Origin of the sequence: Aminobacterium mobile DSM 12262, assembly GCF_000526395.1 — a bacterium.
In the GTDB taxonomy this organism is placed as follows: Bacteria; Synergistota; Synergistia; order Synergistales; family Aminobacteriaceae; genus Aminobacterium; species Aminobacterium mobile.
On record NZ_JAFZ01000001.1, the window covers coordinates 93,668 to 119,094 of the forward strand.

Here is a 25,427-nt window from a genome sequence, read left to right on the forward strand (position 1 = left end):
GATGATACAGAACCAGAACAATCAAAATCTAGAAACAGTCCTTGAAATAAAAGATCTATGGAAGGTCTACGCAAGAAACAATATGAACATAGATGTAGAAAACAAGGACTTGATTGCTCAACTTGACAAATCAGAAGACACTATAGTGGCCATACGAGGTGTATCCCTCTCAGTCAGACGGGGAGAGGTTTTTGTCATTATGGGCCTTTCAGGAAGTGGAAAATCTACATTAATTCGATGCATTCTCCGCCTCATTGAACCGACATCTGGGAAAATACAGGCAAACGGGCAAGAAGTTACAGCTCTTTCCCAAAAAGAACTTATCGAGTTCCGGAGAAAGCACGTAGCTATGGTCTTTCAGCATTACGGATTACTACCCCATAAGACAATACTCCAAAATGTAGCTTTTGGGCTGAAACTACAGGGTATTCCAAAAGAAGAAAGAGAGGAACGTTCTCGCTCCACTTTGAACCATGTCGGCTTGGAAGGATGGGAGAATTATTACCCTCAATCTCTAAGTGGAGGAATGAGACAACGTGTAGGCATTGCGCGAGCTCTTGTAATGGACGCTCCTATTTTGCTTATGGATGAGCCTTTCAGTGGCCTTGACCCCCTTATAAGAAGGGAGATGCAAGACGAACTTGCCCGCCTCCAACAAGAGCTTCATAAGACTATCTTTTTCGTCACGCATGATTTGGATGAAGCCATACAACTTGGAGACAGGATGGCCATCATGAAAAACGGGACTATTGTTCAAACAGGTCGTCCTACCCATATTCTTGCAAATCCAGCTGATAGCTACGTTGCGAGATTTGTCCAAGATAAACGGCATCAGTTAGAAAGAGCGAATAAAGAATCTTTTTAATAGGGAAACAATATCAACGAGATATAAAAGGAAGGGGAGAAAAACCATATTTCCGGAAACGCTTGAATTTCATATTGCAGATTTCGTAAATAGTGGAGTGGACTATCTTCTTGAAAAGTTAGCCCCTACCTTCGACAGTATCGCCAACGGCATTTTAGAGGTACTTCTAGGAATAGAAAACTTGTTAAGCGCAATCCCTTGGTGGGGCTATGTGTTCCTTGTAGGTTTCTTAGCTTGGAAAGCTACAAAACGTTTATGCTCAACGATCATTTTACCCATGTCTATCCTGATTATAGGAATCTTTGGATTATGGGAACTTGCTATAGGAACACTCTCCATCGTCGTTGCAGCAGTAATTTTAGCACTTTTGATGGGAGTCCCCCTGGGAATACTCATAGCAAAAGTTCACTGTGTAGGGCCTATTTTTCATCCTATTTTGGATGCCATGCAAACGATGCCAAGTTTTGTTTATCTCATTCCAGCCATGATGTTTTTTGGTTTGGGGAAAGTCCCAGCCGTACTGGCCACCCTTATCTATTCTCTACCGCCAGTAATACGCTTAACAGCTCTTGGGCTCAAACAAGTTCCCAAACCAGCTCAAGAAGCGGCTATCGCGTATGGAGCGACGTCGTGGCAATTGTTAAAAGAGGTGCAACTTCCGCTAGCTATGCCCACTATTATGGCTGGAGTTAACCAAACAACAATGATGGCGCTGTCTATGGTAGTTGTAGCCTCAATGATCGGCGCTCAAGGGTTGGGGCAGGAGGTTCTTCTTTCTATTAACCGTATCGATATGGGACGCGGTTTCGAAGCAGGAATCAGCATTGTCATTATGGCTATTGCCATAGATAGGATCACCCAGGGTTTTGCTCGTCACCTGGATCCGACGAAACGTTAAAGGATCTTTAAATAAACAACTTTTCGAAAAGGGGCTGTACAGCCCCTTCTTTTGTACTGATATAATATAAAAATAATAAGTTGGAAGGTATTATCTAAGTAAAGGGAGATCTCAGTAGATATGGTAAAAAGCTTCTACCCGTGGCAAATAGAGGCATATAAAAAAATACGGGAAGAAAATGCCGTTCTTTCTGCCCCTACAGGGTCAGGCAAAACTCTTGTTGCCTATCTTTGGTCTGGACTCCTTGATGAAGAAGGGAACCCGCAAATTCCCGATATATCAAGGGTTATATTTACAGCTCCCATAAAAGCATTGAGCAATGAAAGATATATGGACCTTCGACGTATGGGATTCGATGTAGGGATCGAAACTGGCGACTTCAAAAGAAACGAAGAGGCCCCTATTATTTGCTGCACTCAGGAAATCTATACCCTAAAATATACAAAGACTCCTCACCAAAAATTGATTATTGACGAATTTCACTATATTTTTGAGGATCCAGACCGAGCGCGGACCTATATAGACGGCATTCGAGAAACGGCCCCCACTACCTCAATTCTCGTCATGTCCGCAACCTTCAGCGAACCGGGAGCTATCGGAAGGTATTTAGAGTCTATTACCAAACGTTCTTTTGTGGTTTACCAAGGGGAGGAACGGGCTACAGAGTTGATTTATACCCCTAAAAAACCCGCTCAAATCTACAATATAAATGATTCCCTCGTCTTTGTTTTCTCTCAGCGAGGAGCCATGGATCTAGCTTACTCCATTGCAAGAACTCGTCGCCGCATTCCTAAAGATCAACGAACTCGACTCTATGAACTGGCTACGATTCTTGATGTCCCCAAGGTCCAAATGCCTCTCTTATGCGGGGTAGGAATCTATCATGGAAGCATGCTTCCCAAAGAGAAGCTTCTTGTAGAGTCCGCTTTTCGCGAACGTATTCTCGATGTAGTTGTGGGAACTAATGCTCTAGCTCTTGGTGTCAACCTGCCAGCAGAAAGCGTTATTTTTGCCCAGCTCGTGCAGTTTCATGACAATGCGCCTATCAGCAAAAACGCATTTTTACAGATGGCCGGGCGGGCAGGACGAAAAGGCCTCTTTGAAACAGGATATGTAACATGGCTTTCTCAATCTCCTTGCGAGCATCGAGGCTATGAGACAGGGGACGTTTTTAAGGAATTGCTCCATATTGACCCAGAAGCAGCTTCAGTCTCTTTACGCCCAGCGTGGGGGCAACTTCTCCGCCGAGAAATACATATTAACGATGAGGCAGATTATATTAGTAAATATTCTCTCCCTCCTATGGATCCGGCCATTCTCAGAGGGGAACTCCGCCAAGGACTGCAACGTATAGATCGGGCTCTGCGACGAATGGTACGTCCCCAGCACCGGAAACGATTTAGAACCCTTTTGGCAGAAATTTGGTACGAAGAAATGAGCGCTGATGAAAATCTGGAAATGGCAAGACTCTTTTTTGCAGAAGAAAAGCCAGAAGCTCTTTTTGCCGCTCAACTTATCGCTCCTTATGAACGAAATTATCTTCAATCTCTTTTAAAAATTAAACGGTATGCCAATCATCTTCCCCCGGGATATTCTTTCCGCAGCATGAGGGAATTAAATCAGACAGTCGATGATATTGATCCTACAATTTATGGTTTTGAAGAGAAAATCAACGAAATCGAAGGATCCTTACGAGGAGACGAACCTCCTTCGTTATAAAACAGGCGAAGAAGTTCTTCTATATTTTTATAAACTTGTTTTTTATAGACCCCCAGTCATCCAAAAAGATGACTGGGGGTCTATTTTTGTTCAGTTATTTTTAAACATCGTTACAGATATAAATAGATTGAATCTCAAAATCTTAATATTCCCATTTTCTTTATTCTCGAATTTAGGGCATAAAAATTTATTGGTATACTAGTTTGAGATAAATAAAAGATAAAAACTATTAGCCTCCTCTTTAGGTGATGACAAAAAATATTTTTTGTTTTATAAATATCATGTAAACATGCTTAAACACTAGTTTTTTTATCTTGCTATACATTCTAATTACAGACCTGTATAAGAAACTAAAAAATCTTTTTTATTGGTGGTATGCCAGATGAAGAATAATAGTTTAGCTTTATCTGTATATCAAAAAATAAAAACCTCCATCCTCTCTCTCGAATACCCCCCTGAAGCTATTCTCCAAGAGCGAGTTCTTGCAGACTCTTTAGGGGTAAGTCGCACTCCCGTTCGTGAAGCTCTTCATCGTCTTTCTCAGGAAGGATGGTTAAAAATTCATGCCCGAAAAAATATTCAGGTTCGTTCTGTCTCAGTGGAAGACCTCAAAGAAGTCTTCCAGGTTCGACGCACTCTTGAAACAGCTATGCTAAATCTTATTTTCAATGCAAAACTCCACCGACAGGCAGCCGATGTTATGAGCGAACATATTTCACAGATGAAAGACTCCATGGACAACCTGTACTCTTTCATATCTTCAGACCAAAACTTTCATTCAGCGAATTTCTCGGTTTTTGGGAATGTTCGATTCCAAAAATTTTGGAATGCTATCAGCGAAGAAATGATATGGCTTGGAGTCATGGCTATGGCCGCAGGGAAAGAGCGTTTTCCCAGAGTCCTTGCTGATCATTCTGTTTTTTGCAGTGCTGTTCGAAATGGACAGAGGCGGGAAGCCAAAAAAGCCCTACTGGCACATCTCGACGATACAGAATTGATTCTCCATAAGCGCATGGTAGCTATGGATCAAGCTCTATATGACAAAAAAATGTCCTAATCCAGAAAGGAGGAAAAGGAAAAGCTCATGAATTTTCATAGTATTGCTTTAAGAGATAACGGAAGGTTTGAAGAAATTTGCCTCGAATGGGACCTTTGTGTAGCCATTGGTTATGCTGGTCGGGATCAAGCCGGTGTTATGGCCCACGTAGAGGAGTTGAGAAAAATTGGCGTCCCTGCACCAGAAAAAACTCCAAGTATGTACTGGATCGATCCGGAACGTATAACCACTAATACCATTTTATGGGTGGTAGGAAATGGCTGTTCTGGTGAAGTAGAATTTTTTGTTGCTGCAGATAAGGGCGGCAACCTCTTTATGACAGTTGCCAGCGATCATACAGATCGGGCATTGGAGACCGTCTCTGTTTCAAAGGCCAAGCAAGCCTGCAGCAAGGTGATTGGAAACGTTTTTTGGAAAATGAGCGATATTCGCCCTCATTGGGATGAAATAGAGCTACGATCTTGGGTTCGAAAAACACCACAAGAAGAGGAGTATCTTTATCAGGAGGGAACCCTCGCGAGCCTTCTGATACCAGAACGACTTCTAGAACTGGCAACAGAAGATAAACCTTATCCCGGGAAATTTTCCTATTTCAGTGGAACGTTACCTCTCAAAGGCGAAATCTGTTACGAAGGCGATTTCAGGATGGAACTGAATGATCCCGTCCTAAAGCGGTCTATAAGCCATACGTACACTGTTCGTAGGTTGCCAGATCGGAATTAAGGAGGAGTGCCTATGCTCAGAATTGGAATGCTGCAGCTTGATATAAAAATAGGGGACAGAGAAGCCAATCGCCTTAATATACAAAAATGGTTAGAACGGACTCTTACCCCAACGGAGATTCCGACAGCTATTGTCCTTCCAGAGATATGGGACGTAGGTTACGCATTGGAACAAGCTGAAGAGCTTGCAGACCCTGAGGGGAAAGGAGCCGCACATTTTCTTGGTGAGTTAGCACGCACATATAATGTGTGGTTTGTAGGAGGGTCTGTCCTAGCCAAGAGTGGGAATAGGTTCGTTAACCGCGCCCAAGTTATTTCTCCGGAAGGTGAACTTATTGCTTTTTACGATAAGGTACATCTTATCGGCCTTATGGGCGAAGATACATATCTGGCCCCAGGCAAAAAATCTTGCCTCTTCTCCATCGATGGGACAAAAGCTGGGTGTGTTATTTGTTACGATATCCGCTTTTGTGAATGGCTTCGAACCTATGCCGTTAATGGAGCCGAAGTACTTTTCGTTAGTGCAGAATGGCCTACTGTGCGTATTGACCACTGGGAAAATATCCTTCAAACAAGAGCCATCGAAAATCAGATGTACGTTGTGGCATGTAACCGTGTGGGGACATCAAAAGGGACCCTTTTTGGTGGATCCTCTATGGTGATTGATCCTTGGGGACAGGTTGTATATAAAGCAGGAGACGGAGAAGAAGCTGGCTTCGTCACTATTGACACGAAGAAAGTTGAAGAGATACGCACCTATATGCCCATCTTTAAAGATAGAGTCCCTGAAATCTATCTGAAATAACATGGGAGGCACAAGCAGGAGCGGCACTATGCCCACTGTTTTTATATCCATATTGTGAGGGGGTACGTAAAAGTGAAGAAAATTGTAGCAATGTTAGCAGTAACGATGTTGTTCGTTCTTTCCGGTACTTCTATGGCAGCAGTGGAGTTGAAATTTGCCCATGGAGGAAGCCTTGAACACCAATATCAGATTGGCGCAGAATATTTTAAGAAATTAGTTGAAGAAAGATCTAATGGAGAAATTAAAGTAAATATTTTCCCGCAAGGACAGTTAGGAGGCAGTGAACGTGAACTTCTTGAAGGGGTTCGCATGGGAACGATCGAAATAGTTTCTATTGCTGCCGGAGGAGCTCTTCCAAGCTTCGTACCAGAGTTTCAGGTTCTGGGGATTCCCTACCTCTTCCAATCTAGAGAGCAAGTCTATGCCGTCCTTGATGGTGAGGTTGGAGATGAACTCGGTGCCCTTATGTTGGGGAAAGGCTTCCAGAATCTTGCTTTCTGGGAAGTTGGTTTCCGTAACTTCACAAACAACATTCGACCTATTGAAAAACCAGAGGATATAAAAGGTCTAAAAATCCGCGTTCAGGAATCAAAAAGCTGGATGGAGTTTATTAAAATGCTCGGTGGTATCCCCACACCTATTTCTTTCGGTGAACTCTATAGCGCCCTTCAGCAGAAAGTAGTGGACGGACAAGAGAACCCCATCGCTACTATTTATTCCATGAAATATTATGAGGTTCAAAAATATCTTACATTAGATGGCCATACATATGAGGCTGCAGCTATTATTGCTAACCCCAAATGGTTCAGTTCTCTCTCTGAAGAGCATCAGAAAATTATTAAAGATGCTGCCAGAGATGCAGCTACGTACCAACGAGAAAAACTTTTTGAGATGGATCAGGAACGCCTGGATTTCATACGCAAAGCTGGTGTAGAGATAGTAGAGAACCCCGATAAGGAGGCTTTTGCCCAAGCAACAGCAGACCTTTACAAAGTTCTCGATAACGTTCCTGAAGAACTCATCAACAAGATTAAGGATGCTGCGGCGAAGGTAAAATAGCTTTTATCAGGTGAGGGCTTTTGCCCTCACCCTTTTCCATTTTGCGCTCGTCGTCGCGCTAGAGAGGTGACCTCTATTGAAAAAGATCGAGCAACTTTTTTCTGTATTAACTGGCATCAGCCTTGTTGTTCTATTCCTCGTCACTTTTGCACAGGTGATCCAACGTTATGTATTTCAGATGCCCATGCCATGGGCAACTGATGTTATTCGTATTTTTTTCGTCTATTCCGTTTTTTTTGGCATGGCTGTAGGGCTCTTTAAGAAATCACACCTCAACATCGATGTGCTTTTACAGGTTTTCCCTTCGAAAACCCGCCCTTATTTCGACCTGATCTCTAATGTGGTGATTTTTATCTTTTTGGCATGTTTGCTTCGCTACAGCATTCCCTTTATGCAAGCGAACGCTGATCAATACACTCCATATCTCATGTTTCCTATGAGTTATGTTTATGCGGTCATTCCAATTACTGTATTAAGTATGCTTATTTTTCTTACTATCGATTCCTTTCAAATTGTGGGTGGCTTCTTCAAGCACACCCCCAAGGCTTAGGAGGGGTGAACTATGGGTTGGATTCTTGGTCTTTTTGCTATATTTCTTGTGGGGATCCCCATCTCCTTCTCTTTGGGCTTCGTCACGCTTGTAGGGTTGCTCGGAACATCTTTACCATTAGAGGTTATTGTGCAGCGAATGTTTACGGGCGTAGACAATTTTGCCTTTATCGCTATTCCCCTCTTTATTCTCGCTGGAGATCTTATGGCAGCTGGAGGAATATCGAAAAGGCTTACTAACTTCTCTGAATCTCTTGTGGGACATTGGCCAGGCGGGTTAGGTATGGTCACCATCGTAGCCTCTATGATTTTTGCTGCCGTTACCGGATCCGCTATCGCTGCTACTGCTGCCATCGGTGGCATTCTCATATCGGAAATGGTTAATAAAAATTATTCTCCGGCATACTCAGCAGCTCTCGTTGCCACAGCAGGATCCATAGGCCCCATTATTCCACCAAGCATTCCCTTAGTCGTCTATGGTGTTATTGTTAGTGCTTCTATCGCCAAACTCTTCATGGGCGGAATCGTTCCAGGAGTCCTTATGGGCATCTTTCTTATGATATCTAACTGGTTCATCAGTAAACAGCGAGGATATCAAGGGAGCAAAACTCGAGCTACTGTCGCAGAGCGTCGAGCAGGACTTAAAGATGCTATTTTAGCCTTGCTCATGCCCATTATTATCATTGGAGGTATTATTGGCGGCATCTTTACTCCAACAGAATCAGCAGCAGTAGCTGTTGCTTATGCCCTCATCGTCGGTGGATTAGTTTATAGAGAGCTTTCATGGAAGAAAATATGGAAAGCGTTCGTGAATGCCGCCATTATGAACGGTATTATCTTGACGGTGCTTATGACTGCAAATCTTTTTATATGGTTCATGACCGTAAAAATGGTTCCTCAAGAAGTAGCAGCAACACTTATGTCTCTTGTACACAGTAAATGGGGAGCTCTTTTTATCATTAATATAGTATTGCTTATCGCAGGGACCTTTATTGACACAACGAGTGCGCTGACTATTTTTGTGCCACTATTCCTTCCTATAGTCAAAGCCTTCAACATCGACTTAATACACTTCGGAGTGGTTGTGGCTGTAAACCTCACTATTGGAATGTGCACTCCACCACTTGGCGTGTGCCTTTTTGTGGCATGTGGCATTGCAAAAATAACTATACGGGAGATGCTTAAAGATCTTTGTATTTTGCTCATACCTTTATTGATACTGCTGGCACTCATCACGTATATTCCAGCTACTGTTACGTGGCTACCTAACATTCTCGGACTTTAAGGAATTTTCTTCGGAGGGAAGGGAGATATTATCCCCCTTCCCTCCGTTTATATTCTCTTCCTCGTCTACAGAATATAAGGGAAAAGAAAGTAAAAAAAGTTGTCTAAAGCCTGATTTTTTTCAAATTTTTTTGTGCAAGGACAATTGCAGAGATAGTAGCCGCCATAGATTCAAATTTTTTAGAGGCATCCCCCATTACTACAACAGAACGCTCCATTTCGTCAGAAGTTTCCGTTATTTGAAGAGCACCGTCAGTCATTGTATTCCGCACTTGTTCCAAAAAAACCTTATTTTCGGTTAAATATTCTGCAAAAGACGTTAAAGAATCTCGAATCGTTTTAAACATGCTTCCCACTCGCTGGACACTCTCTACGGCTTCATTAACTGAACGAGATATTTCGTTTACCTTAGATGTGATATTTTCAGAGGCGACTTTAGTTTCCGCCGCTAACTCCTGAACATTTTTTGCGACAATAGCAAAACCCCGCCCATGATCCCCAGCTCGAGCTGCTTCAATAGAGGCATTGAGGGCTAGGAGGTTCGTTTGCTTCGCAATTCTCTGAATTTCCCGAGACATTTTTTCTACCTCTAGAAAAGATTCCAACGTCCCGGAAGTCGTATGAACGGTACGATCCACATCGTTACTCATTCCTTCAAGATCCGTGCCAGAACGTTTTAAATCTTCCATAAGTGTCTGGTTCATTCTATGAATCTCTTCCATGCTCTTTTGAGTCTGCTCACTCTTTTTTTCAAAATCTTTCACCATTTCTCCAAGAGAAACGTTCAATCTTATAAATTCTTCCGCTGTTTCCGAGATCTCTCGTTCCACCTGCCGAACACGTCTCACCAACACTTCGTCGAGTTGAGTCATAAAGGAATTCATCATAGTGTCGGCAAAAAAAGCCGTACTCAACCGTCGAATAATGTCTTCATATTTTTTATCCATTAGAATGAATCCCCCCCCTTGTTGAGCATATGAAGCATCCCTTAGGCTCCGTATATTGTTCCGAGAAGATCCATTCCACACTGGAGATTTTCGAACCAGGAAAGAAATTTCTTCACGTCGTTACCCTTGATAACAGCTCCGTGTTGTGGCGCAATAGCTGCTATATCCAAAGAAGAGATTTGTTTCACCCAGCGTCGACAAACATTGTTGGAAGCCATGTACCGTTTATGAAATCCCTCCATGTACTGAATATGTTTTTCAAAATTTTCTACCACGGGATATCGGCCATTTTGAGGGAAAATCGCAGCACCAATATCTCCCGTAAAGAGAATCCTCGAGGTAGGGTCATAAAGGGAAAAAGCCCCCGTCGAGTGAAGGAAATGAGAAGGAATCAGCTTCATAGTCCGGCCATTGGAAAGAGATATGACGCCGCCCTTATCAGGGATAGCTGTAATCCTTCTATGATCGTATATTCCAAAGTGAGGAAGGAATCGGGTCCAAAGCCCCGAAATATAAACCTGAGATCGCTCTGTCATAGACAACCAGAGAGTAATGCCAGACGATACATCTGGGTCTTGGTGAGAATAAAAAATATGTTTAATGTCTTTAAGCTCAAAGAGTTCTGCCACGTTGGCAAGTACTCTGGGAAAAACATGAGCCCCACCTGGATCGAGCAATACAACGTCCTTACCTGAAAGGATAACGTATTGATTCGTCTGGACAACTCCTTCTTCTTCCTGTTCTTCCCATCCGAGAAGATAAAACTTGTGATCTTCCTGCTCATAGAGCGTGATGGAACTTTGATGATCCATGAAGACCCACTCCTTTATTATGTTAGGCATGATAATAGTTTTTTATGAAATTTGGGACTTCTACTGCAGGAAGGGGACGACTCAGAATATACCCCTGAATTACATCGCAGTGTACGTTTTCAAGAAAGCACTGTTGCTCCGCAGTTTCCACTCCTTCAGCTATCACGCTACGTTCCAAAGAATGTGCTAAGTTGATTATAGTTTTAACAAGTAATTCATCACTGCTATTCTTCCCAATTCCATCAATAAAAGACTTATCTATTTTTATAACATCTACAGGGAAACGGCTAAGATACGCTAATGAAGAATATCCTGTACCAAAATCATCGATAAAAAGCCGACAACCGAAGCTTTTTAATTTCTGAAGTATTGTCAGAGAAAAATCTCCGTTCTTCATAATTCCAGATTCTGTAATTTCAAAAGCAATTTGGCCCGGTTCAATAGAATATTTTTCAAGGGTATTTTTTATTTCATCAATGAAATTTTTCTGGTAGATCTGTTTAGGAGAAATATTTACGCTCACTTCGATGGAACCGAGAAAGCGATCGTTCCATCGATTCTTTTGCTTACACGCCATAGAAAGTATTTTTTCTCCTAAAGGTAATATAAGACCTGTCTCTTCCGCTGTAGGAATAAAGTCTCCAGGAGCGATAAGCCCTCGCTTCCCATGTTTCCATCGTACTAATGCCTCTACTCCACAAACATGCTTTTTCACCATATCGAGTTGCGGCTGGTAATAGAGAAAAAACTCGTTATATAAAAGCCCTCTTCGAAGATCGCTTTCCAGTAAAAGGCGCTCACCGGTCTGAACACCAAGTTCACCTTTAAAAAATTGATGCGCATTTAAACCCGTTTCTTTCGCTCTAAAAAGAGCAATATCTGCTTTTTGAAGTAAAATCTCCTCGTCTGTTCCATCGTCTGGAAATACGCTAATACCAACCCGTGCTGTTAGGAAAAAACGCGTACCATTTACATCAAAGGGCTCATTGAAGCACTCTAAAAGCATCTTTGCTATCTGAGCTATCTCCATAACATTTTTAGCCTGATGGGCAAGAATATAAAAAATATCTCCACTGATACGAGCTACCGTATTTATTTCTCCAGCAGCTTTTTGAAGACGTTGAGCTACATGCTGTAAAAGAAGATCGCCGGAAAAATGACCTAAACTCTCATTTACAGCTTTAAAACGATTTATATTCAGAAATAAAACTCCCAAAAAAGGGGCATCTTTTGATCTTTTCTTCATCTCCCGACGTAAAAGGTCAAGAAACATCTCCTTGTTCGGTAGTCCCGTAAGCTGATCGTACCAAGATTTTAGGCGAATTTGGGCATCCTTCGTCTTCATTGTGGAAAGATCGCTAAAAACAGAGATATATTCCGTAACTTGCCCTTTCTCATCGTATACGCTAGTAACATAAAGCCACTCAGGGTACACTTCCCCATCCTTACGGCGATTCCAAATCTCGCCTTCCCAATATCCTTTCTCAATAAGAGATTTCCAAAAATTCATATAAAAGTTCTTTGTGTGCTTATTCGACTTCAATATTCTTGGGTTTTTCCCTATCACTTCATGAGATTCATAGCCAGTAATAGTTGTAAAGGCAGGGTTCACCATTGTAATCGTTCCATAGGAATCGGTTATAACCACACCTTCCAAGGCGTGGTTCATAACACCTAAAGTCAATTGAACGATTTTCTCTCGTTTCTTTCTATACGTAACATCCCGAATAACCCCTACCATTTCCCGAACATTGTTCTGCTCATCGAAAAGGGGGGTTTTTTGAAGGCTAAAAGAGCTTTTTCCCGTTGTTTCCGTGATGAAAATCTCTTTCTTTACCTCTCCTCCTTCAAACCATCTTTTCTGGTCATCTTCCAGCCAATAGAGTAAATGCCCTCTTAATTTTTTTTCATGAAGAGCAAAAATCTGTACAGCCTGCTCATTGCCCCATATCCAGCGCCCAGATCCATCGCTTAAAACAACGGCCTCATGAGAATTGACAAAAAGTTGCTGTATCACTTGTTGCGTATTTTCTTTATTATCCATTTTATTAATCATATTTAATCTAAGCATGTTTATAGAAACGTCCAGGTCTTCCAAACTAACGGAAGATCACTTCATCACCTAAAAAAGCTGTACCTCCACTCAAAACCTTAAGGAAATATCCGCAGAGAGGCAGAAGGCACCATCCTTTATAGTCATAAGAGTGGGGTTCGCCAGGTTTTTTCCCTTTTCCCACAACCTGGAGGATTACATCCTTTCCTATTTGCAATAGAGCTCCTGAAGGCATCTCGCTCGGCAAGCCTTCCACAATCAGATTTTCAGCAAGAGAACCTGGTGGGAAAGAAAAGCCTGCCTTTTGTTCCGCATCCTCTATATCTTCACGACGAAGGAGGCTCACTTCTCGCTCGCTTAAACCATAGTGCGAGTCTCCTTCAATTCCACCTGGAATAAAAGAGGCCTCATTCTGTAGTCTTTTAGGTTCATTTCTTTTCTCACTCACACAAATTGCAAGTATTTTCGCCACTCTCTTCTCTCCTTCCTATTTGGGAAATACTTAATATTTAATATATCATAAAATTTTCATAGATCGACAAACAAGTGTTAAAATAAAGAACAAATAATCTTGTAAAGGAGGGCGGAACATGTTCGATGTGCGGAATATATTGACACCAGGTCTCTTTGCTACTGTAAAGAAAACCGTGGAAGTGGACGACACTGTGGGGAATAAAAATGTTCATCTCAACCAGCTTCTTTCCACCTCGTCGTGTGTTCAATCTATTATTGAGGCATGTATGAAAACAGTGGACCATCTTCTGCCCGAAGGATATATCTCTATTGGAAAATCTATTGAAGTTGTTCATGAAGCCACCGCTATGCTCGGAGTCTCTCTGGAATTCAAAGCGACTCTCGCCGAAATAGAGGGGAATCGCTTACTCTTTCAAATTTCTGCAAACGATGCCCTCGGAATTATTTTAACTGCCACACATGAGCGAGTCGTGGTCAACCATATGGCACTTATGGATCGTGCTATTGAACGTGCCCAAAAATTAAAGAAAATTCGAGAACTACTCTAAAGAAGGCCCTCCTGTAGAGAGGGCCTTCTCCATTTGCTCTATAAATTTTCTCTTATTCTTTGTCGCTATAAAGACGGAAGAGGGCCTGGGTCCCATCATTTTCGTGTCCCAAAGACGCTAATTTCTTATACATGGAAAGAGCCATCTCCAAACCAGGAGTGTCAAGGCTCATTCCATCAGCCGCTTCCAGTGCAATCTTCATATCCTTAATAAAATGTTTTATATAAAAGCCTGGGTCGAAGTTGCCGGCAATCATACGAGGGGCAAGATTCGATAGAGACCAGCTGCCAGCGGCACCTTGGCTAATACTAGCAAGAACTTTTTCCGGGTCAAGGCCAGCTTTAAGAGCATAAGAAATAGCTTCGCACACCCCGATCATGTTGGAAGCGATGGCGATTTGGTTGGCCATTTTAGTATGTTGACCACTCCCAGCCCTGCCCTGGTAAACAATATTCTTTCCCATGACCTGGAAAAGAGGGAGAACCGCTTTAAACGTGTCTTCTTTGCCCCCAACCATTATGGAGAGAGAGCCCTCCCTTGCCCCCTTATCCCCACCAGAGACAGGAGCATCCAATGCGTGAAGTTGTTTGCGTTCCGCCGCTTCATAAATACGAAGAGCCAGACTCGGACTTGAGGTCGTCATATCAACAAGAAATGTGCCATGTTTTGTATTCTCAATCAGCCCTTGAGACCCAAAGTATATTTCCTCTACATCTCTGGGGAACCCCACCATTGTGATAACACCATTGCATTTTCTCGCAAGATCAGCTACTTTTTCTTCCCAGATAGCGCCCTGTTCTACGAGGTCCTTTCCTTTCTCACGAGTCCTGTTGTAGATATGTAGTTCATATCCTGCATCGAGAATATGCTTCGCCATACTACCTCCCATAACGCCTAACCCTATAAAACCGATAACAGAAGTTTTTGGTGCAAGAACGTCTTCCATAAGCGTCATCTCCTCTCTCCGCTTTCTAGTTAACTATATAACGTATGGTATCACATGATGGCTTGAATTCATTGGGTATCATGGTTATGATGGAATTGTTTTTACACCATATTCTCTTCTGCTTCGCTCTTTTTTGAAGAAATCCAGAAAAGAAAGAAGGGATAAATTATGTCGCAGTATCTGGACGAAATTGGGGAAATTCTTGGGCCTGAAAGGGAATCTCTCCTCACATATACGTGTTGGGGAATTCCTTCCGATATGCTTGTTGTTCCTGGCCCAGATTTTGTAGATCGCTTTGCGGCTGAGACAGACCGCCCTACCCCTGTGCTGAGATCTCTCCAGACACTTTTTGACCATGGCAGACTTAAAGGGACAGGATATCTTTCTATTCTTCCTGTAGATCAAGGCGTGGAACACTCTGCCGGCGCTAGTTTTGCAGCTAATCCAATCTATTTTGATCCAGAAAACATTGTGAAACTTGCTATAGAAGCCGAATGCAGCGCAGTAGCCAGCACACTTGGCGTGTTGGGAGCCATGGCTAGAAAATATGCCCACCGCATTCCCTTTATACTTAAAATAAATCATAACCAACTTCTTTCATATCCCAACACCTACGACCAGATTCTTTTTGCGTCGGTAAAACAAGCTCGAGATTTGGGGGCAGTGGCGGTAGGCGCGACTATTTATTTTGGAAGCCCAGAGTCGCCTCGCCAAATTCAAGAAGTTTCCGCAGCGTTCCAAGCAGCTCATGAAATGGGCATGGCCACCATCCTTTGGTGTTACTTACGAAACAAGGCCTTTAAAACTAAAGAAAAGGATTATCATCTCGCTGCTGATCTGACAGGACAGGCAAACTATTTAGGTGTTACGCTTGAAGCAGATATTATTAAACAAAAACTTCCTATGACAAATGGAGGCTTTCGAGATCTTCATTTTGGGAAAACATCGCCAGAGCTTTATGAAAAATTTGTTACCGATCACCCTATAGACCTTCTTCGTTACCAAGTAGCGAACTGCTATATGGGACGAATTGGTCTCATCAGCTCAGGGGGGGCTTCTTTAGGTGCTAGCGATCTTAGAGAGGCTGTAAGAACTGCGGTAATCAACAAAAGAGGAGGTGGTCTGGGGCTCATTCTTGGTCGAAAAGCCTTTCAGAAACCTTTTAAAGAAGGCATTGATCTTATTCATTCCGTACAAAATGTTTATCTTGAGAAGGGAATTTCTCTAGCTTGAGCACACTAAAACTATGAAAAAAAGATACGTGAGTTACCCTTTTTTCTTTATCATTATGGTATATACATATCTTTTACTCCCTGCTGGGGAGGTTTTTTCTTCCCCTGTACCCCGGTTGTGGGGAGAAACTATTCCTGGGGTTTGTACTCGCATGAAAACCGAGGAGCCTGTAGTAGCGCTCACGTTAGATGCTTGCGGAGGGAAAAGAGGGAACGGATTTGACAGGGAGCTTATTGAATGGCTTGAGAAGGAAAAAATTCCCGCCACTCTCTTTGTTACAGGACGATGGATAGAGGTAAACGAAGAAGTTTTTTTAAATCTCGCTTCCTCTCCCCTCTTTCAAATAGAGAACCATGGGATGAACCACAAACCTGCTTCTGTTTCTGGCCAATCTGCATACGGAATTAAAGGGTCTTGCTCCATAGATGAATTATTGGAAGAGGTAGATAAAGGCGCTGCTTCAATTTACAACAGGACTCGGCGACATCCTAAGCTATTTCGTTCAGGAACAAATTATTACGACGATATAGCTCTTTCCATTATTAAGGAACGGGGCTACTCTGTTGTAGGATACACAATTGCCGGCGATGGCGGGGCCTCTTTTTCGAAAAAAGAAATTATCTCTGTTCTTTTAAAGGCTCGCCCTGGAGACATTATTCTTTGTCATATGAACCATCCCGAAAGCAGCACCGCTGAAGGGCTTATGAGCGTAATTCCGCTACTGCAAGAGAAAGGATTCCGTTTCGTTAAACTTCAAGACTATCCTCTTTTCTCGCAGGAAAATGATAAAAAGGAAGGAGAAAAATGATTGGATCTGCAATTCTTTTAGGAATCGTTTCCATGCTCTTGCTCCCTCTTGAAATGTCAGCAGCTATTCTTATTGCCCTGACCCTTTGGCTGACTTTTCGTGGGGGCGTTTTGTTCTGCATTTTCCTAGGATGGGTTTTAGGCGTTTTTTTGGGGATGGTTCGAGCGGAAACACACCTTTGGACTATTCTTTCGCTAATACCTGTGGGCATATGGTTCTTCATTAACTGGCGCTACAAAATAGCTTCAGATATAACTTTCGTAACTCGCGCCTTTCGAGAACCTCTCGTTCGCCGAAAATTACTCCGATATGGGGGGCTGATTTTTCCCTGCATTATCTACCCGTTTGGTGGCTCAGGCGTCATGAATAAATACCTTATGATTGCTACAGTTTTCTCTTTCGCTCTTGAGAAAATAAGTTGCCATGTCCCTTTCCTGTCTAAATGGCTAACTGTCATATCTCCAGAACCTTACGAGAGAAAAGAAAAATCTATTTCTGGCACAACGTGCTATCTTCTCGGCGCTTTTGTTGCGTCCCTTTTTCCAGATCCCGCTTCAGTTCAAGCCCTCGTCATGGCTACCATCGGAGATGCCTGGGCCGTACTTGTAGGACAGCGTTGGGGGAAAATTCCATGGCTGGAAGGCAAGACTCTCGAAGGAAGCTTGGCATGTTTTTGTGGTGCTATCTCTGGAGGATACGTTTTTGGACTGTTGGTTCCTATGGGACAGGCACCATGGCTCATATTACTCTGGGGCAGTTTGGCAACGCTCTTTACAGAAGGTCTTTTCAAACATGAGCTGGACAACCTTCTCACTGCACCAGTAAGTGCCGCAGTTATGACTGCCGTTATATGGGTGGCTTATATCCTTTAAAGTAAAAGACTATACACGTACATATCGGTCTACATCATAGACTACGGGATAAACATTTCCTGTTTTAATAGCACCAATAAAATCCTCTTCACTCCTCACAATACCAGGGAAAGCGGTGGCATAACGCCCTACTCTATTGACAAGATGAGCATCGCTACCGCCAAGGCAAGGAAGATCCAGCTCGCAAGCAAGATTATGAGCTCTAAAATTATGAGTAAGGCGAGTACTTCCGTTGAAAGATTCCACTCCATTAAGTCCAGGAAGAGAGCGAATAAAATTCCCCATACCTCTGCCATTATCCCGGAAAGGATGGGCACTCACAGCTATTCCTCCTTGTTGGGCAACAATATCCACCACATCAATAGCATGCATTTTCTTCTGAGGAACAGCGTCAAGACCAAAAATAAGAAGATCGCCTTCGTAAGTTAAAAGCTCAAGACCTACCAACACAAGAAAATTATGTTTTTTCGACAGTTCCTGAGCAAAAGCACGCATTCCCATGCTTTCATGGTCTGTGACACAAATACCATTAAGCCCAAGAGCTTGACCTCTTTGGATGGCTTCTTCTATGGGAAGAAAGCTATCGGAAGAAAATTCTTCTGAGTGAAGATGCGTATCTATAACCAGGGTTATTCCTCCTAAAATATTTCTTTATATGTTTTATAATATCATGTTATTTCAATAGCGATTATAAAGAAGCCTCTTCTTCTGTCAAGGACAATGTGTTCCTCCATATGCCATATCTGCCCAACTTTTGGGATGTACTTCAGAACCGCTTTTTATTTATGGTAGACTAAAGCGCTATGTATTTCTTATGCTAAGATGAAGTGGGTATACGTTACTATGCAGAGGAGGAAAAATTGTGGCTGAACGTTCAGGAGCAAGCGATCGAGCTTTCCAAAAAATCATAGGACTTGTTTTGTCTCATGAACTTAAACCTGGAGATAGAATTTATGAAACAAACCTGGCTGAAGAACTCGATATGAGCAGAACTCCCGTGAGGGAGGCTCTCTCTCGTTTAGCTTCAACAGGCTTTATTGAAAAAATGCCTAAGCAAAAAGGATATTTGATCCCTACTCTTTCTCCGGACGATATGGAACAAATTTACTACATGCGCATAACACTGGAGGGGAAAGCCGCACGAATTGCTGCGCGAATTGCTGACAAGAGAATGGCCGAAACCCTGACACGCATCAATGAAGAAGAGAAAAAGAGATATCTCGCTAACGAAAAAGATGAATATGCTGCCTTGAACGAGAAGTTCCATATGGCCATTGCTAAAATGTCAGGAAATACGTATCTGTATCGCTATATACAACAACTTTTTTGGCGTTCCAACCTCTATGTTTTCTTTTTCATGAGTTTTTATAATCTGGCCCAACTCAATAAGGTCCAGCCTGGATCCCAAATAAGGTTAAGCTACGAAGAACACCATAAAATTGTAGAAGCTATCACCGCTAACGACCCTGTTGCTGCAGAAAAGGCCATGCAAGAGCATCTTGTTATCGCCTATAACTCAATGCTTAATCCCCAAAAAAGTCCGCATATGTCCTTTGGAGAATTTGATATGTAGAGAAATAGAGGCCCTCCCTCTAGAGCTAGTAGAGGGCCTTCTTTTTTATTGTTCCTCAAAAAGTCCTCTTTTTATCACTCGTCCCTTTTCAAACATAATCTCTCCGCGAGCTATGACTGTGTGAAGAGAAAGTTCATCTTCACTTAAAAGGAGAAGATCCGCGTCACCACCTTCGACAATTCTTCCCTTTTCGAAAAGGCAAAGATGATCAGCTACATTCGTCGATACAATCCGAACTGCCGTTTCTATAGCTATCCCCTCGCGAATCATTTGCGTAAATTCTTCAAATAAAGCCTTCACCGGCGCGATAAGTGGTTGTAGTGTACCTGTATCGGGATTATGGACAGTCATGACTCCGTTGCCATCTGAACTCATAGTAATGCGGTTTTCAGCCACTCCTTGTTTCAAAAGCAATGCTACAGCTTGGCTGGGATTTACAGCTGAAATAAAACCATAACGACTCGAAACCCCAGCACTTATATCCACATATCCCCCTTCCCTTCCCCAAAAAACAGCTTCTTGAAGAACCTCCTGAGATCTGTTGAGGTGGGTTGGAGCGAATTGGTGAATAGGAATATCAGTTGTCTCTACAATATCTAAAAATGGACGAAGACGATGAGTTCCTTCCCCTATATGGATCATCACAACTCCAGATTTTCCAGAGAGGATGCCACCTACCCGTGCCTGTGATACAGTTTCTTGAAGGGTTTGTCGACTCACATGCGAAGACCGATGATCTGAAAAGGCAATTTTAAGACCTATTACTTTATCGATGAGCATTATATCGCTTGTAATATCACTTGTCAGAACAGGGCTGGGGATCTGATAGGCTCCTGTAAATATCTTTGTGGTTATACCTTCCATCTCTAAGGCACGGGCCTTCATGAGCAACTCTCGCAAAGAACGAGCAACACCATCCGTTCCTAGCAATCCCACAGCTGTTGTTATGCCCGCTTTAACGAGTAGGGAGAGAGGGGTAGGCGGTGTTCGGTAGAGAGGGCCTCCCTCTCCTCCGGCTCCATTAAAGTGTACATGTTGATCAATAAGCCCCGGAACAGCTAGAAGTTGGTCCCCCTCTATAATGCGAAAAACGAGGCCTGTTTCTTTCAATGCATTACAAGAAACATGGTCTTCAATCTTTATGATTTTCCCCCCGAAAATAAAAATATCCTTATAGCCCAAAGAGTTTGGAGCATAGACACGAACATTCCTAATTACAAGACCATTCATTATCATAGTCCCCCTCTTCTTTTAAAAATCAAGAAGAGCTCCTATTTTCACAGGAGCTCTCTAAACTTATCTTTTATCTTTTATCTTTTATCTTTTATCTTTTGCTTTCTATCTTCGGCCTGCAATCTAGCAGGACTCAAAGGTTCCTTTGCGAATAATCGTCCCTTCTCTCATCATTATAACTCCCTTAGCCACTACATAACGTAATGTTATATCGCTAGGCGTGATGATAAGAAGATCTGCATCATTCCCTGCAGAGAGACGTCCTTTATTGGCTAGTTTCAACCGATCGGCTACATTACTTGTCACTAAAGCGAGAGCTTCCTCTGTAGAGACTCCCGATTCCAGAAGAATCTCCCGCAGCGCCGTAAAGAGAGTTATAGGCTCGCCAATTCCCATACCTACAAGTTCACCTGCTTTATTAAACACTGGCATACTTCCATTGCCATCTGTGCTCATAGTAAACCTGGAAAGGGGGATATTTCGCAACCGCGCCTGACGCACTCCATCGCAGGGCTTCACCGAGTCACTATCACTTCCCATACTTGTAGTCATATCCGCAACTCCACCCTGTTCGCAATATTTAAGGGCTTCGTCAAAAAGCTTTTGATTTCTATTTACATGTGTAGGTACAATCTGACTCATAGGAATTTGTGTTCCAGCAAGAGCTTCTTGGATAATACCAAGCCCCCACTCTTCAGCTCCCATATGAGCTTCTACAATCCCCGCCTTCCCAGCCAGCATACCACCAACTCTCGCATCAGAAATCAATCTTCGCAACTCTTCTACTGTGGGATGGGATGACCGATGATCTGAAAGGGCCACCTTGGCTCCAATAACCTTATCGATAAGAACAATGTCTGTCATAACGTTTTCGGTAATGCTTACTGATGGAAGTCGATACGCACCGCTGTACATATAGGTACTTATCCCTTCGTTTTCGAGAGAACGTGCTTTTGCAAGAAGCTCTCTTAACGATCGAGACACACCGTCTGTACCAAGAGGCGCCACTGCCGTGGTAATACCGGCCTGAATAAAACTGCTTAGTTGGAGGGGCGGAGTTCGAAAATGAGGACCACCCTCTCCTCCAGCACCATTAAAATGGATATGGCTATCCATAAGGCCAGGTGTAACCCAGGCCCCTTCAGCGTCAATAATGGCAGCGTTTTTATCTAATGCCCGTACCGCCTCTTCCGAAATGTGAGTATCTATAGACAAAATAGAACGTCCTGCTATAAGTATATCTTTTCTCCCCAGAGATGTTGGCCCATAAACATGACCATTTTTAATCAGTAAAAGCCCCATACCTATCGCCTAGCCTCTCGCCTTAGATTTATCTGAAGGCCAAATGGCTATACCAGTAAAGCCGTAAAACCAGGCTGTTAAGAAACCGAGGTAGCATAAGAAGGCCCATGGCGCATAAGAAAACACCGGCACATCAAGAACGGTGGACATATAGATACCGGCAGCAGACCATGGGATGAGGGGAACTACCACAGTTCCAGAGTCCTCAAGAGTCCTGGAAAGAACTCGTCTTGAAACATTCATCTCATCACACAATTCGCGATACATAGTACCAGGAACAATTTCACTCAAGTACGAATTTCCCGTTCCCAGACCTGTCATGATACCTGAAAGAGAGATAGAGAAAACAAGTTTTCCCTTATTTCCACGAATAAACTTATCTCGCAATGCCGTGCTTATCCTGCTAAAAGTACCAGAATACTCAAGTTGACCGGCAAAAATATAAGCAAAGAAAACAACTGCAACAGACCCTGCCATGAACGAAAGTCCCCCACGGCTCAGTAACTTATCGACACTGGCCACACCTGTAGCAATTTTAGGGCCATTAGCCATTATCTTGACAACTTCAGGAACTGTATACCCTTGCATCATAGCTAAAGGTACTGCAGCCATCATGGCAACCCAAAGAACAGGAAGAGTGGGCTTCCTCATATAAGCAAGGATAAGAAGAACGACAGGTGGAATGAGAACGATTGGTGTCAGCGTAAACGTATTTTGTAACGCTGTCAGGATTTCGTTAATCTGACTCATATCGATAGCCCCGGAAGCTCTGGACCCAACAAGGGAATAGATCAAAAGGCTAATAATAAAGGCTGGAGCCGTAGTCCATATCATAGAGCGAATGTGATCAATAACATCTACTTCTGCCGTAGCAGCCGCCAAAACAGTGGTGTCAGAAACAGGGCTCAGCTTATCACCGAAATATGAACCAGCCACAATAGCACCAGCAGCCGCTGCGGGAGAAACTCCTAATCCCATGGCTATACCCATAAAAGCCACTCCAAAAGTCGCAGCAGATCCCCAGGATGTTCCCGTTACAGTAGAAGATATACACGTAACGATAAAAGCGGCAAGAAGAAAAGTTTTAGGAGTAAGAAGTTGAAGGCCAAGATAGATAATGTAAGGAATTGTTCCAGAAATCATCCAAGCTGCAATCATAGGCCCCACGGTGAGGAGTATCATAATAGCTCCCGAAGCTCTGGCCACCATGGGAACAATACCTCCATTAAAAAGTTCATCCCAGGTAAATTTATATCCAAAAACATACACAAAGGACGTAAACATAGAAACAATCATTAAGAGAAGAGCCGTATCGAAACCAAAAAACAATTTCCCTACCATGATTATTGCAAGAATTGCGCTAAAAATTCCAATGGAACCTGCTAAGCCAACTTCGCGATGTTCTTTTTCCACGGTCATCATATATTCCCTCCTTAATTATGGTTGTTCTTAAAAAACGCTACAAAATTTTTCTCACCGTCACCTCCATAGAAAAAATAATAAATGCATACTAGAATGTATACCCAAATTTGTTCCTAAGAAGAAATAAGGATATTCTATCAAAAAGATGCCTCGAAGCATACCTACCGATTTTTAAAGGCTACACTTGACAAAAAAAGAATACGGAATGTACAATAACATTATTAATGGATATAGTTGTGTATCCATTGATGAGCAGGGGGATGCATATACATTATCTGTTCTTGACATTGCCCTTTACATATATTTTGCTTTCATCCTTACTTTTTGCGCATTACATCCTTGAAATCTTGCAATGCATCCCCATTTTTCTCTTCAACTTGGAGTTTTGTGCTCTATGGAAGGGAGTGATGCCTGAAGAAACGACAAAAACGTCTTATAATCTCATCTCAGCTAAGAGGAGGTCGTTCTTCATGGGTGTTTTCAGTAATGCTTTTGAAAAGAAATGGTTTTGGATCTTCATGTTTATGTACGTTTTAATTATGATTCCTTTCCCCTTTTTTTTCTCCACGAAGTACATTCCGTCAATAGCAGGACTTCCCTTGTTTATCGTAGGTTGGACCCTTCATACGGCAGCGACAATGGTTCTCATCTACATTTTTTATAAGCAGGCCATGTCTCGTCCCGAGTACCACGAATTCGACGAAGATAGTGGAAAATAGGAGGGAATAATCATGGATGCTGTATCTACATTAATCCACCCAATGCCTGGTGCTTTTTATTCTATTCTTGGTTTTTATTTTATTTTAATGGCGCTCATTGGTTACTACTCTGCCAAAAACACAAATACGCTCCAAGACTTCTTTGTTATGAGTGGTAAGGCTGGAGCTATTGTAAGTGGTATTGCATACTTCTCTACTCAATACAGCATGAGTACCTTCATGGGATGCCCAGCTACTTGCTATAAGGTGGGGTTTGCAGGCCTCTCTATATCCGTCCCCGGCCTTGTTTTCAGCATGATTATCCCTGCACTCTTTGTAGGGAGGAAATTAGTCCACCTCGGCCATAAATACAAATTTCTTACTATGGCCGATTATCTTGCAGATCGTTTTGAATCTGACGGATTGCGCGTTCTCCTTGCTGTTCTTATGATCATTTTTCTTATCCCCATGATGGGTGCGCAAACTATTGGTGCCGGCATTATTCTGCGTACCTTTACTGGTGCACCTGAATGGGTAGGTATTGTAGCCATGGGAGTCATTGTCATCTTATACTGCATGAGCGGTGGAATTCGCGGCGCCATGCTCACAGACGTGGTGCAGGGGTCTCTCATGGTTCTTACAGCTATCGTAACCTTCATTATTTCAGTGAAAATAGGGGGAGGCTTCTCCTCTATTTCCCAAAAACTTCTAGAGCTAAACCCAGAGTATATGAGCCATCCTGGGGTCGGGGGATCCTATGGCTGGGGAAATTATGTTTCCATGATCGTTATGTGGAGCTTTTTCTCTATTGGCCAACCCACGTTATTCACAAAATTTTTTGCTATGAAAGATTATAAGGTCATGTTCAAAGCCGTGATTCTGGGAACAATCGGCATGTGGCTTGCCGCAACTCTTATTGAGTGGTCTGGCGTCAATGCTATTGTATCCATCCCTCTCCTGGAAGGAAAACAAATCGATTTCGTTGTTCCTCTTATTTTGCAGCAAGGTGTTTCCCCCTTCATATCTTCTCTCCTCATAGCAGGCATTATGGCTGCAGGAATGTCCACAATCGATAGCCTCCTTATCGTCTCTACTGGCGCAGTAACGAGAGATATATATCAGAAGCTTTTTAATCCTGAAGCTACCGATGCTCATATCCTTAAAATATCGCGGTACGTTACAGTCATTATTGGGGTCATCGCCATTCTTTTTGGTATATCCCGGCCAGCAACTATCTTTAAGCTCATTCTCTTCGCCTTCGGTGGATTAGGAATTTGGGCTGCGCCTATTATCTTGGGAATGTACTGGAAAGGCGCTACAAAAGCTGGCGCTTTTGCTTCAGTTGTTGTAGGAGAGATACTCTTTGTTCTTATGACTCTCAAATTCAAGTCTTGGGCTTTCGGATTTAACCCCTTAATCGTTTGCTGGATCTATGCAATGATCGTTATGGTCATCGTCAGCAAGTGTACTCGTCCAGCTTCCCAAGAAACTTTAGAGAAGCACTTCGCATAACCTTACCCTACTCTAAAAAGCCCTGGCCGTTTACAG

At 42.7% G+C, this 25,427-nt stretch carries 25 protein-coding genes; 16 read left to right on the plus strand and 9 right to left on the minus strand.

Features of this window, described 5'->3' with window-relative positions; genetic code table 11:
• Position 1 precedes the first annotated feature (1 nt).
• From K360_RS0100485 to K360_RS0100525, 9 genes are all read left to right on the plus strand, one after another.
• Positions 2-865 (plus strand): betaine/proline/choline family ABC transporter ATP-binding protein, encoded by an 864-nt coding sequence (locus tag K360_RS0100485; RefSeq protein ID WP_024821225.1) that lies wholly within the window; start codon positions 2-4, stop codon positions 863-865.
• Positions 866-962: 97 nt separating this feature from the next.
• The gene (locus tag K360_RS0100490) at positions 963-1,763 is read left to right on the plus strand and encodes an ABC transporter permease (protein ID WP_245587066.1); all 801 of its coding nucleotides are present in this window, start codon (positions 963-965) and stop codon (positions 1,761-1,763) included.
• A 120-nt stretch (positions 1,764-1,883) separates the two neighbouring features.
• A complete protein-coding gene (locus K360_RS0100495) occupies positions 1,884-3,482 on the plus strand; it encodes a DEAD/DEAH box helicase (protein WP_024821227.1) in 1,599 nt (532 codons plus the stop codon).
• A 382-nt stretch (positions 3,483-3,864) separates the two neighbouring features.
• A complete protein-coding gene (locus K360_RS0100500; RefSeq protein ID WP_024821228.1) occupies positions 3,865-4,539 on the plus strand; it encodes a GntR family transcriptional regulator in 675 nt (224 codons plus the stop codon).
• A 27-nt stretch (positions 4,540-4,566) separates the two neighbouring features.
• Positions 4,567-5,262: a DUF2848 family protein gene (locus K360_RS0100505; protein ID WP_024821229.1), complete on the plus strand. Its 696-nt coding sequence runs from the start codon at positions 4,567-4,569 to the stop codon at positions 5,260-5,262.
• A 12-nt stretch (positions 5,263-5,274) separates the two neighbouring features.
• Positions 5,275-6,066 carry a carbon-nitrogen family hydrolase gene (locus K360_RS0100510; RefSeq protein ID WP_024821230.1) on the plus strand — a complete coding sequence of 264 codons (792 nt, stop codon included), beginning with the start codon at positions 5,275-5,277 and terminating at the stop codon, positions 6,064-6,066.
• Between the two features lie 72 nt (positions 6,067-6,138).
• Positions 6,139-7,125, plus strand: a complete 987-nt coding sequence (locus K360_RS0100515; protein ID WP_024821231.1) for a TRAP transporter substrate-binding protein — start codon at positions 6,139-6,141, stop codon at positions 7,123-7,125.
• A gap of 76 nt (positions 7,126-7,201) precedes the next feature.
• Entirely contained in the window at positions 7,202-7,675 is a 474-nt protein-coding gene (locus K360_RS0100520; RefSeq protein WP_024821232.1) for a TRAP transporter small permease, read from the plus strand.
• Positions 7,676-7,687: 12 nt separating this feature from the next.
• Positions 7,688-8,959, plus strand: coding sequence for a TRAP transporter large permease (locus tag K360_RS0100525; protein WP_024821233.1), 1,272 nt, complete (start codon positions 7,688-7,690; stop codon positions 8,957-8,959).
• Between the two features lie 103 nt (positions 8,960-9,062).
• Here the strand turns inward: K360_RS0100525 and K360_RS0100530 are convergent, their stop codons facing one another.
• From K360_RS0100530 to K360_RS0100545, 4 genes are read right to left on the minus strand one after another with little or no spacing between them, the layout of a single operon-like run.
• Positions 9,063-9,905: a methyl-accepting chemotaxis protein gene (locus K360_RS0100530; protein WP_024821234.1), complete on the minus strand. Its 843-nt coding sequence runs from the start codon at positions 9,903-9,905 to the stop codon at positions 9,063-9,065.
• A gap of 41 nt (positions 9,906-9,946) precedes the next feature.
• Positions 9,947-10,717, minus strand: a complete 771-nt coding sequence (locus K360_RS0100535; RefSeq protein ID WP_024821235.1) for an oxygen-binding di-iron domain-containing protein — start codon at positions 10,715-10,717, stop codon at positions 9,947-9,949.
• 22 nt (positions 10,718-10,739) lie between these two features.
• Positions 10,740-12,788 (minus strand): sensor domain-containing protein, encoded by a 2,049-nt coding sequence (locus K360_RS0100540; protein ID WP_024821236.1) that lies wholly within the window; start codon positions 12,786-12,788, stop codon positions 10,740-10,742.
• A gap of 28 nt (positions 12,789-12,816) precedes the next feature.
• Positions 12,817-13,242 carry an MOSC domain-containing protein gene (locus tag K360_RS0100545; RefSeq protein WP_024821237.1) on the minus strand — a complete coding sequence of 142 codons (426 nt, stop codon included), beginning with the start codon at positions 13,240-13,242 and terminating at the stop codon, positions 12,817-12,819.
• A 118-nt stretch (positions 13,243-13,360) separates the two neighbouring features.
• On the opposite strand from K360_RS0100545, the gene K360_RS0100550 reads away from it, so the two are divergent.
• Positions 13,361-13,792 carry a thioesterase family protein gene (locus K360_RS0100550; protein ID WP_024821238.1) on the plus strand — a complete coding sequence of 144 codons (432 nt, stop codon included), beginning with the start codon at positions 13,361-13,363 and terminating at the stop codon, positions 13,790-13,792.
• 52 nt (positions 13,793-13,844) lie between these two features.
• Here K360_RS0100550 and K360_RS0100555 read toward each other — a convergent pair whose 3' ends face one another.
• On the minus strand, positions 13,845-14,738 hold the full coding sequence (locus K360_RS0100555) for an NAD(P)-dependent oxidoreductase (protein WP_024821239.1): 894 nt from the start codon (positions 14,736-14,738) through the stop codon (positions 13,845-13,847).
• A 168-nt stretch (positions 14,739-14,906) separates the two neighbouring features.
• Here K360_RS0100555 and K360_RS0100560 point away from each other — a divergent pair, with 168 nt between their 5' ends.
• The 3 genes from K360_RS0100560 (at position 14,907) to K360_RS0100570 (ending at position 17,651) form a co-directional block, all read left to right on the plus strand.
• Positions 14,907-15,971, plus strand: a complete 1,065-nt coding sequence (locus K360_RS0100560; RefSeq protein ID WP_024821240.1) for a class I fructose-bisphosphate aldolase — start codon at positions 14,907-14,909, stop codon at positions 15,969-15,971.
• Positions 15,972-16,122: 151 nt separating this feature from the next.
• Positions 16,123-16,779: a polysaccharide deacetylase family protein gene (locus tag K360_RS0100565; protein ID WP_245587067.1), complete on the plus strand. Its 657-nt coding sequence runs from the start codon at positions 16,123-16,125 to the stop codon at positions 16,777-16,779.
• Positions 16,776-17,651, plus strand: coding sequence for a diacylglycerol/polyprenol kinase family protein (locus tag K360_RS0100570; protein ID WP_024821242.1), 876 nt, complete (start codon positions 16,776-16,778; stop codon positions 17,649-17,651). The genes K360_RS0100565 and K360_RS0100570 overlap by 4 nt, the downstream gene beginning before the upstream one ends.
• A 9-nt stretch (positions 17,652-17,660) precedes the next feature.
• Here the strand turns inward: K360_RS0100570 and K360_RS0100575 are convergent, their stop codons facing one another.
• Entirely contained in the window at positions 17,661-18,296 is a 636-nt protein-coding gene (locus K360_RS0100575) for a PHP domain-containing protein (protein WP_334103969.1), read from the minus strand.
• A gap of 217 nt (positions 18,297-18,513) precedes the next feature.
• Between K360_RS0100575 and K360_RS0100580 the strand changes: the two genes are divergently transcribed.
• Positions 18,514-19,224, plus strand: coding sequence for a GntR family transcriptional regulator (locus tag K360_RS0100580; RefSeq protein WP_024821244.1), 711 nt, complete (start codon positions 18,514-18,516; stop codon positions 19,222-19,224).
• 45 nt (positions 19,225-19,269) lie between these two features.
• Here the strand turns inward: K360_RS0100580 and iadA (K360_RS0100585) are convergent, their stop codons facing one another.
• From iadA (K360_RS0100585) to nhaC, 3 genes are all read right to left on the minus strand, one after another.
• On the minus strand, positions 19,270-20,454 hold the full coding sequence (gene iadA, locus K360_RS0100585; RefSeq protein WP_024821245.1) for a beta-aspartyl-peptidase: 1,185 nt from the start codon (positions 20,452-20,454) through the stop codon (positions 19,270-19,272).
• A gap of 126 nt (positions 20,455-20,580) precedes the next feature.
• Entirely contained in the window at positions 20,581-21,759 is a 1,179-nt protein-coding gene (gene iadA / locus K360_RS0100590; protein ID WP_024821246.1) for a beta-aspartyl-peptidase, read from the minus strand.
• A 9-nt stretch (positions 21,760-21,768) separates the two neighbouring features.
• The gene (gene nhaC / locus K360_RS0100595; protein ID WP_245587068.1) at positions 21,769-23,181 is read right to left on the minus strand and encodes a Na+/H+ antiporter NhaC; all 1,413 of its coding nucleotides are present in this window, start codon (positions 23,179-23,181) and stop codon (positions 21,769-21,771) included.
• Positions 23,182-23,651: 470 nt separating this feature from the next.
• Here nhaC and K360_RS0100600 point away from each other — a divergent pair, with 470 nt between their 5' ends.
• On the plus strand, positions 23,652-23,900 hold the full coding sequence (locus K360_RS0100600; protein WP_024821248.1) for a hypothetical protein: 249 nt from the start codon (positions 23,652-23,654) through the stop codon (positions 23,898-23,900).
• Between the two features lie 12 nt (positions 23,901-23,912).
• Positions 23,913-25,391, plus strand: coding sequence for a sodium:solute symporter family protein (locus K360_RS0100605; RefSeq protein WP_024821249.1), 1,479 nt, complete (start codon positions 23,913-23,915; stop codon positions 25,389-25,391).
• Positions 25,392-25,427: the final 36 nt, after the last annotated feature.

Bases quoted from the DNA above. Each gene is read 5' to 3' on its own strand.
- iadA (WP_024821245.1), bottom strand. From the start codon at position 20,454: ATGAATGGTCTTGTAATTAGGAATGTTCGTGTCTATGCTCCAAACTCT.
- K360_RS0100605 (WP_024821249.1), top strand. From the start codon at position 23,913: ATGGATGCTGTATCTACATTAATCCACCCAATGCCTGGTGCTTTTTAT.
- K360_RS0100535 (WP_024821235.1), bottom strand. From the start codon at position 10,717: ATGGATCATCAAAGTTCCATCACGCTCTATGAGCAGGAAGATCACAAG.
- K360_RS0100555 (WP_024821239.1), bottom strand. From the start codon at position 14,738: ATGGAAGACGTTCTTGCACCAAAAACTTCTGTTATCGGTTTTATAGGG.
- K360_RS0100525 (WP_024821233.1), top strand. From the start codon at position 7,688: ATGGGTTGGATTCTTGGTCTTTTTGCTATATTTCTTGTGGGGATCCCC.
- iadA (WP_024821246.1), bottom strand. From the start codon at position 21,759: ATGGGGCTTTTACTGATTAAAAATGGTCATGTTTATGGGCCAACATCT.
- K360_RS0100550 (WP_024821238.1), top strand. From the start codon at position 13,361: ATGTTCGATGTGCGGAATATATTGACACCAGGTCTCTTTGCTACTGTA.
- K360_RS0100510 (WP_024821230.1), top strand. From the start codon at position 5,275: ATGCTCAGAATTGGAATGCTGCAGCTTGATATAAAAATAGGGGACAGA.
- K360_RS0100505 (WP_024821229.1), top strand. From the start codon at position 4,567: ATGAATTTTCATAGTATTGCTTTAAGAGATAACGGAAGGTTTGAAGAA.
- nhaC (WP_245587068.1), bottom strand. From the start codon at position 23,181: ATGATGACCGTGGAAAAAGAACATCGCGAAGTTGGCTTAGCAGGTTCC.
- K360_RS0100560 (WP_024821240.1), top strand. From the start codon at position 14,907: ATGTCGCAGTATCTGGACGAAATTGGGGAAATTCTTGGGCCTGAAAGG.
- K360_RS0100500 (WP_024821228.1), top strand. From the start codon at position 3,865: ATGAAGAATAATAGTTTAGCTTTATCTGTATATCAAAAAATAAAAACC.
- K360_RS0100600 (WP_024821248.1), top strand. From the start codon at position 23,652: ATGGGTGTTTTCAGTAATGCTTTTGAAAAGAAATGGTTTTGGATCTTC.
- K360_RS0100540 (WP_024821236.1), bottom strand. From the start codon at position 12,788: ATGCTTAGATTAAATATGATTAATAAAATGGATAATAAAGAAAATACG.
- K360_RS0100570 (WP_024821242.1), top strand. From the start codon at position 16,776: ATGATTGGATCTGCAATTCTTTTAGGAATCGTTTCCATGCTCTTGCTC.
- K360_RS0100565 (WP_245587067.1), top strand. From the start codon at position 16,123: ATGAAAACCGAGGAGCCTGTAGTAGCGCTCACGTTAGATGCTTGCGGA.
- K360_RS0100495 (WP_024821227.1), top strand. From the start codon at position 1,884: ATGGTAAAAAGCTTCTACCCGTGGCAAATAGAGGCATATAAAAAAATA.
- K360_RS0100485 (WP_024821225.1), top strand. From the start codon at position 2: ATGATACAGAACCAGAACAATCAAAATCTAGAAACAGTCCTTGAAATA.
- K360_RS0100530 (WP_024821234.1), bottom strand. From the start codon at position 9,905: ATGGATAAAAAATATGAAGACATTATTCGACGGTTGAGTACGGCTTTT.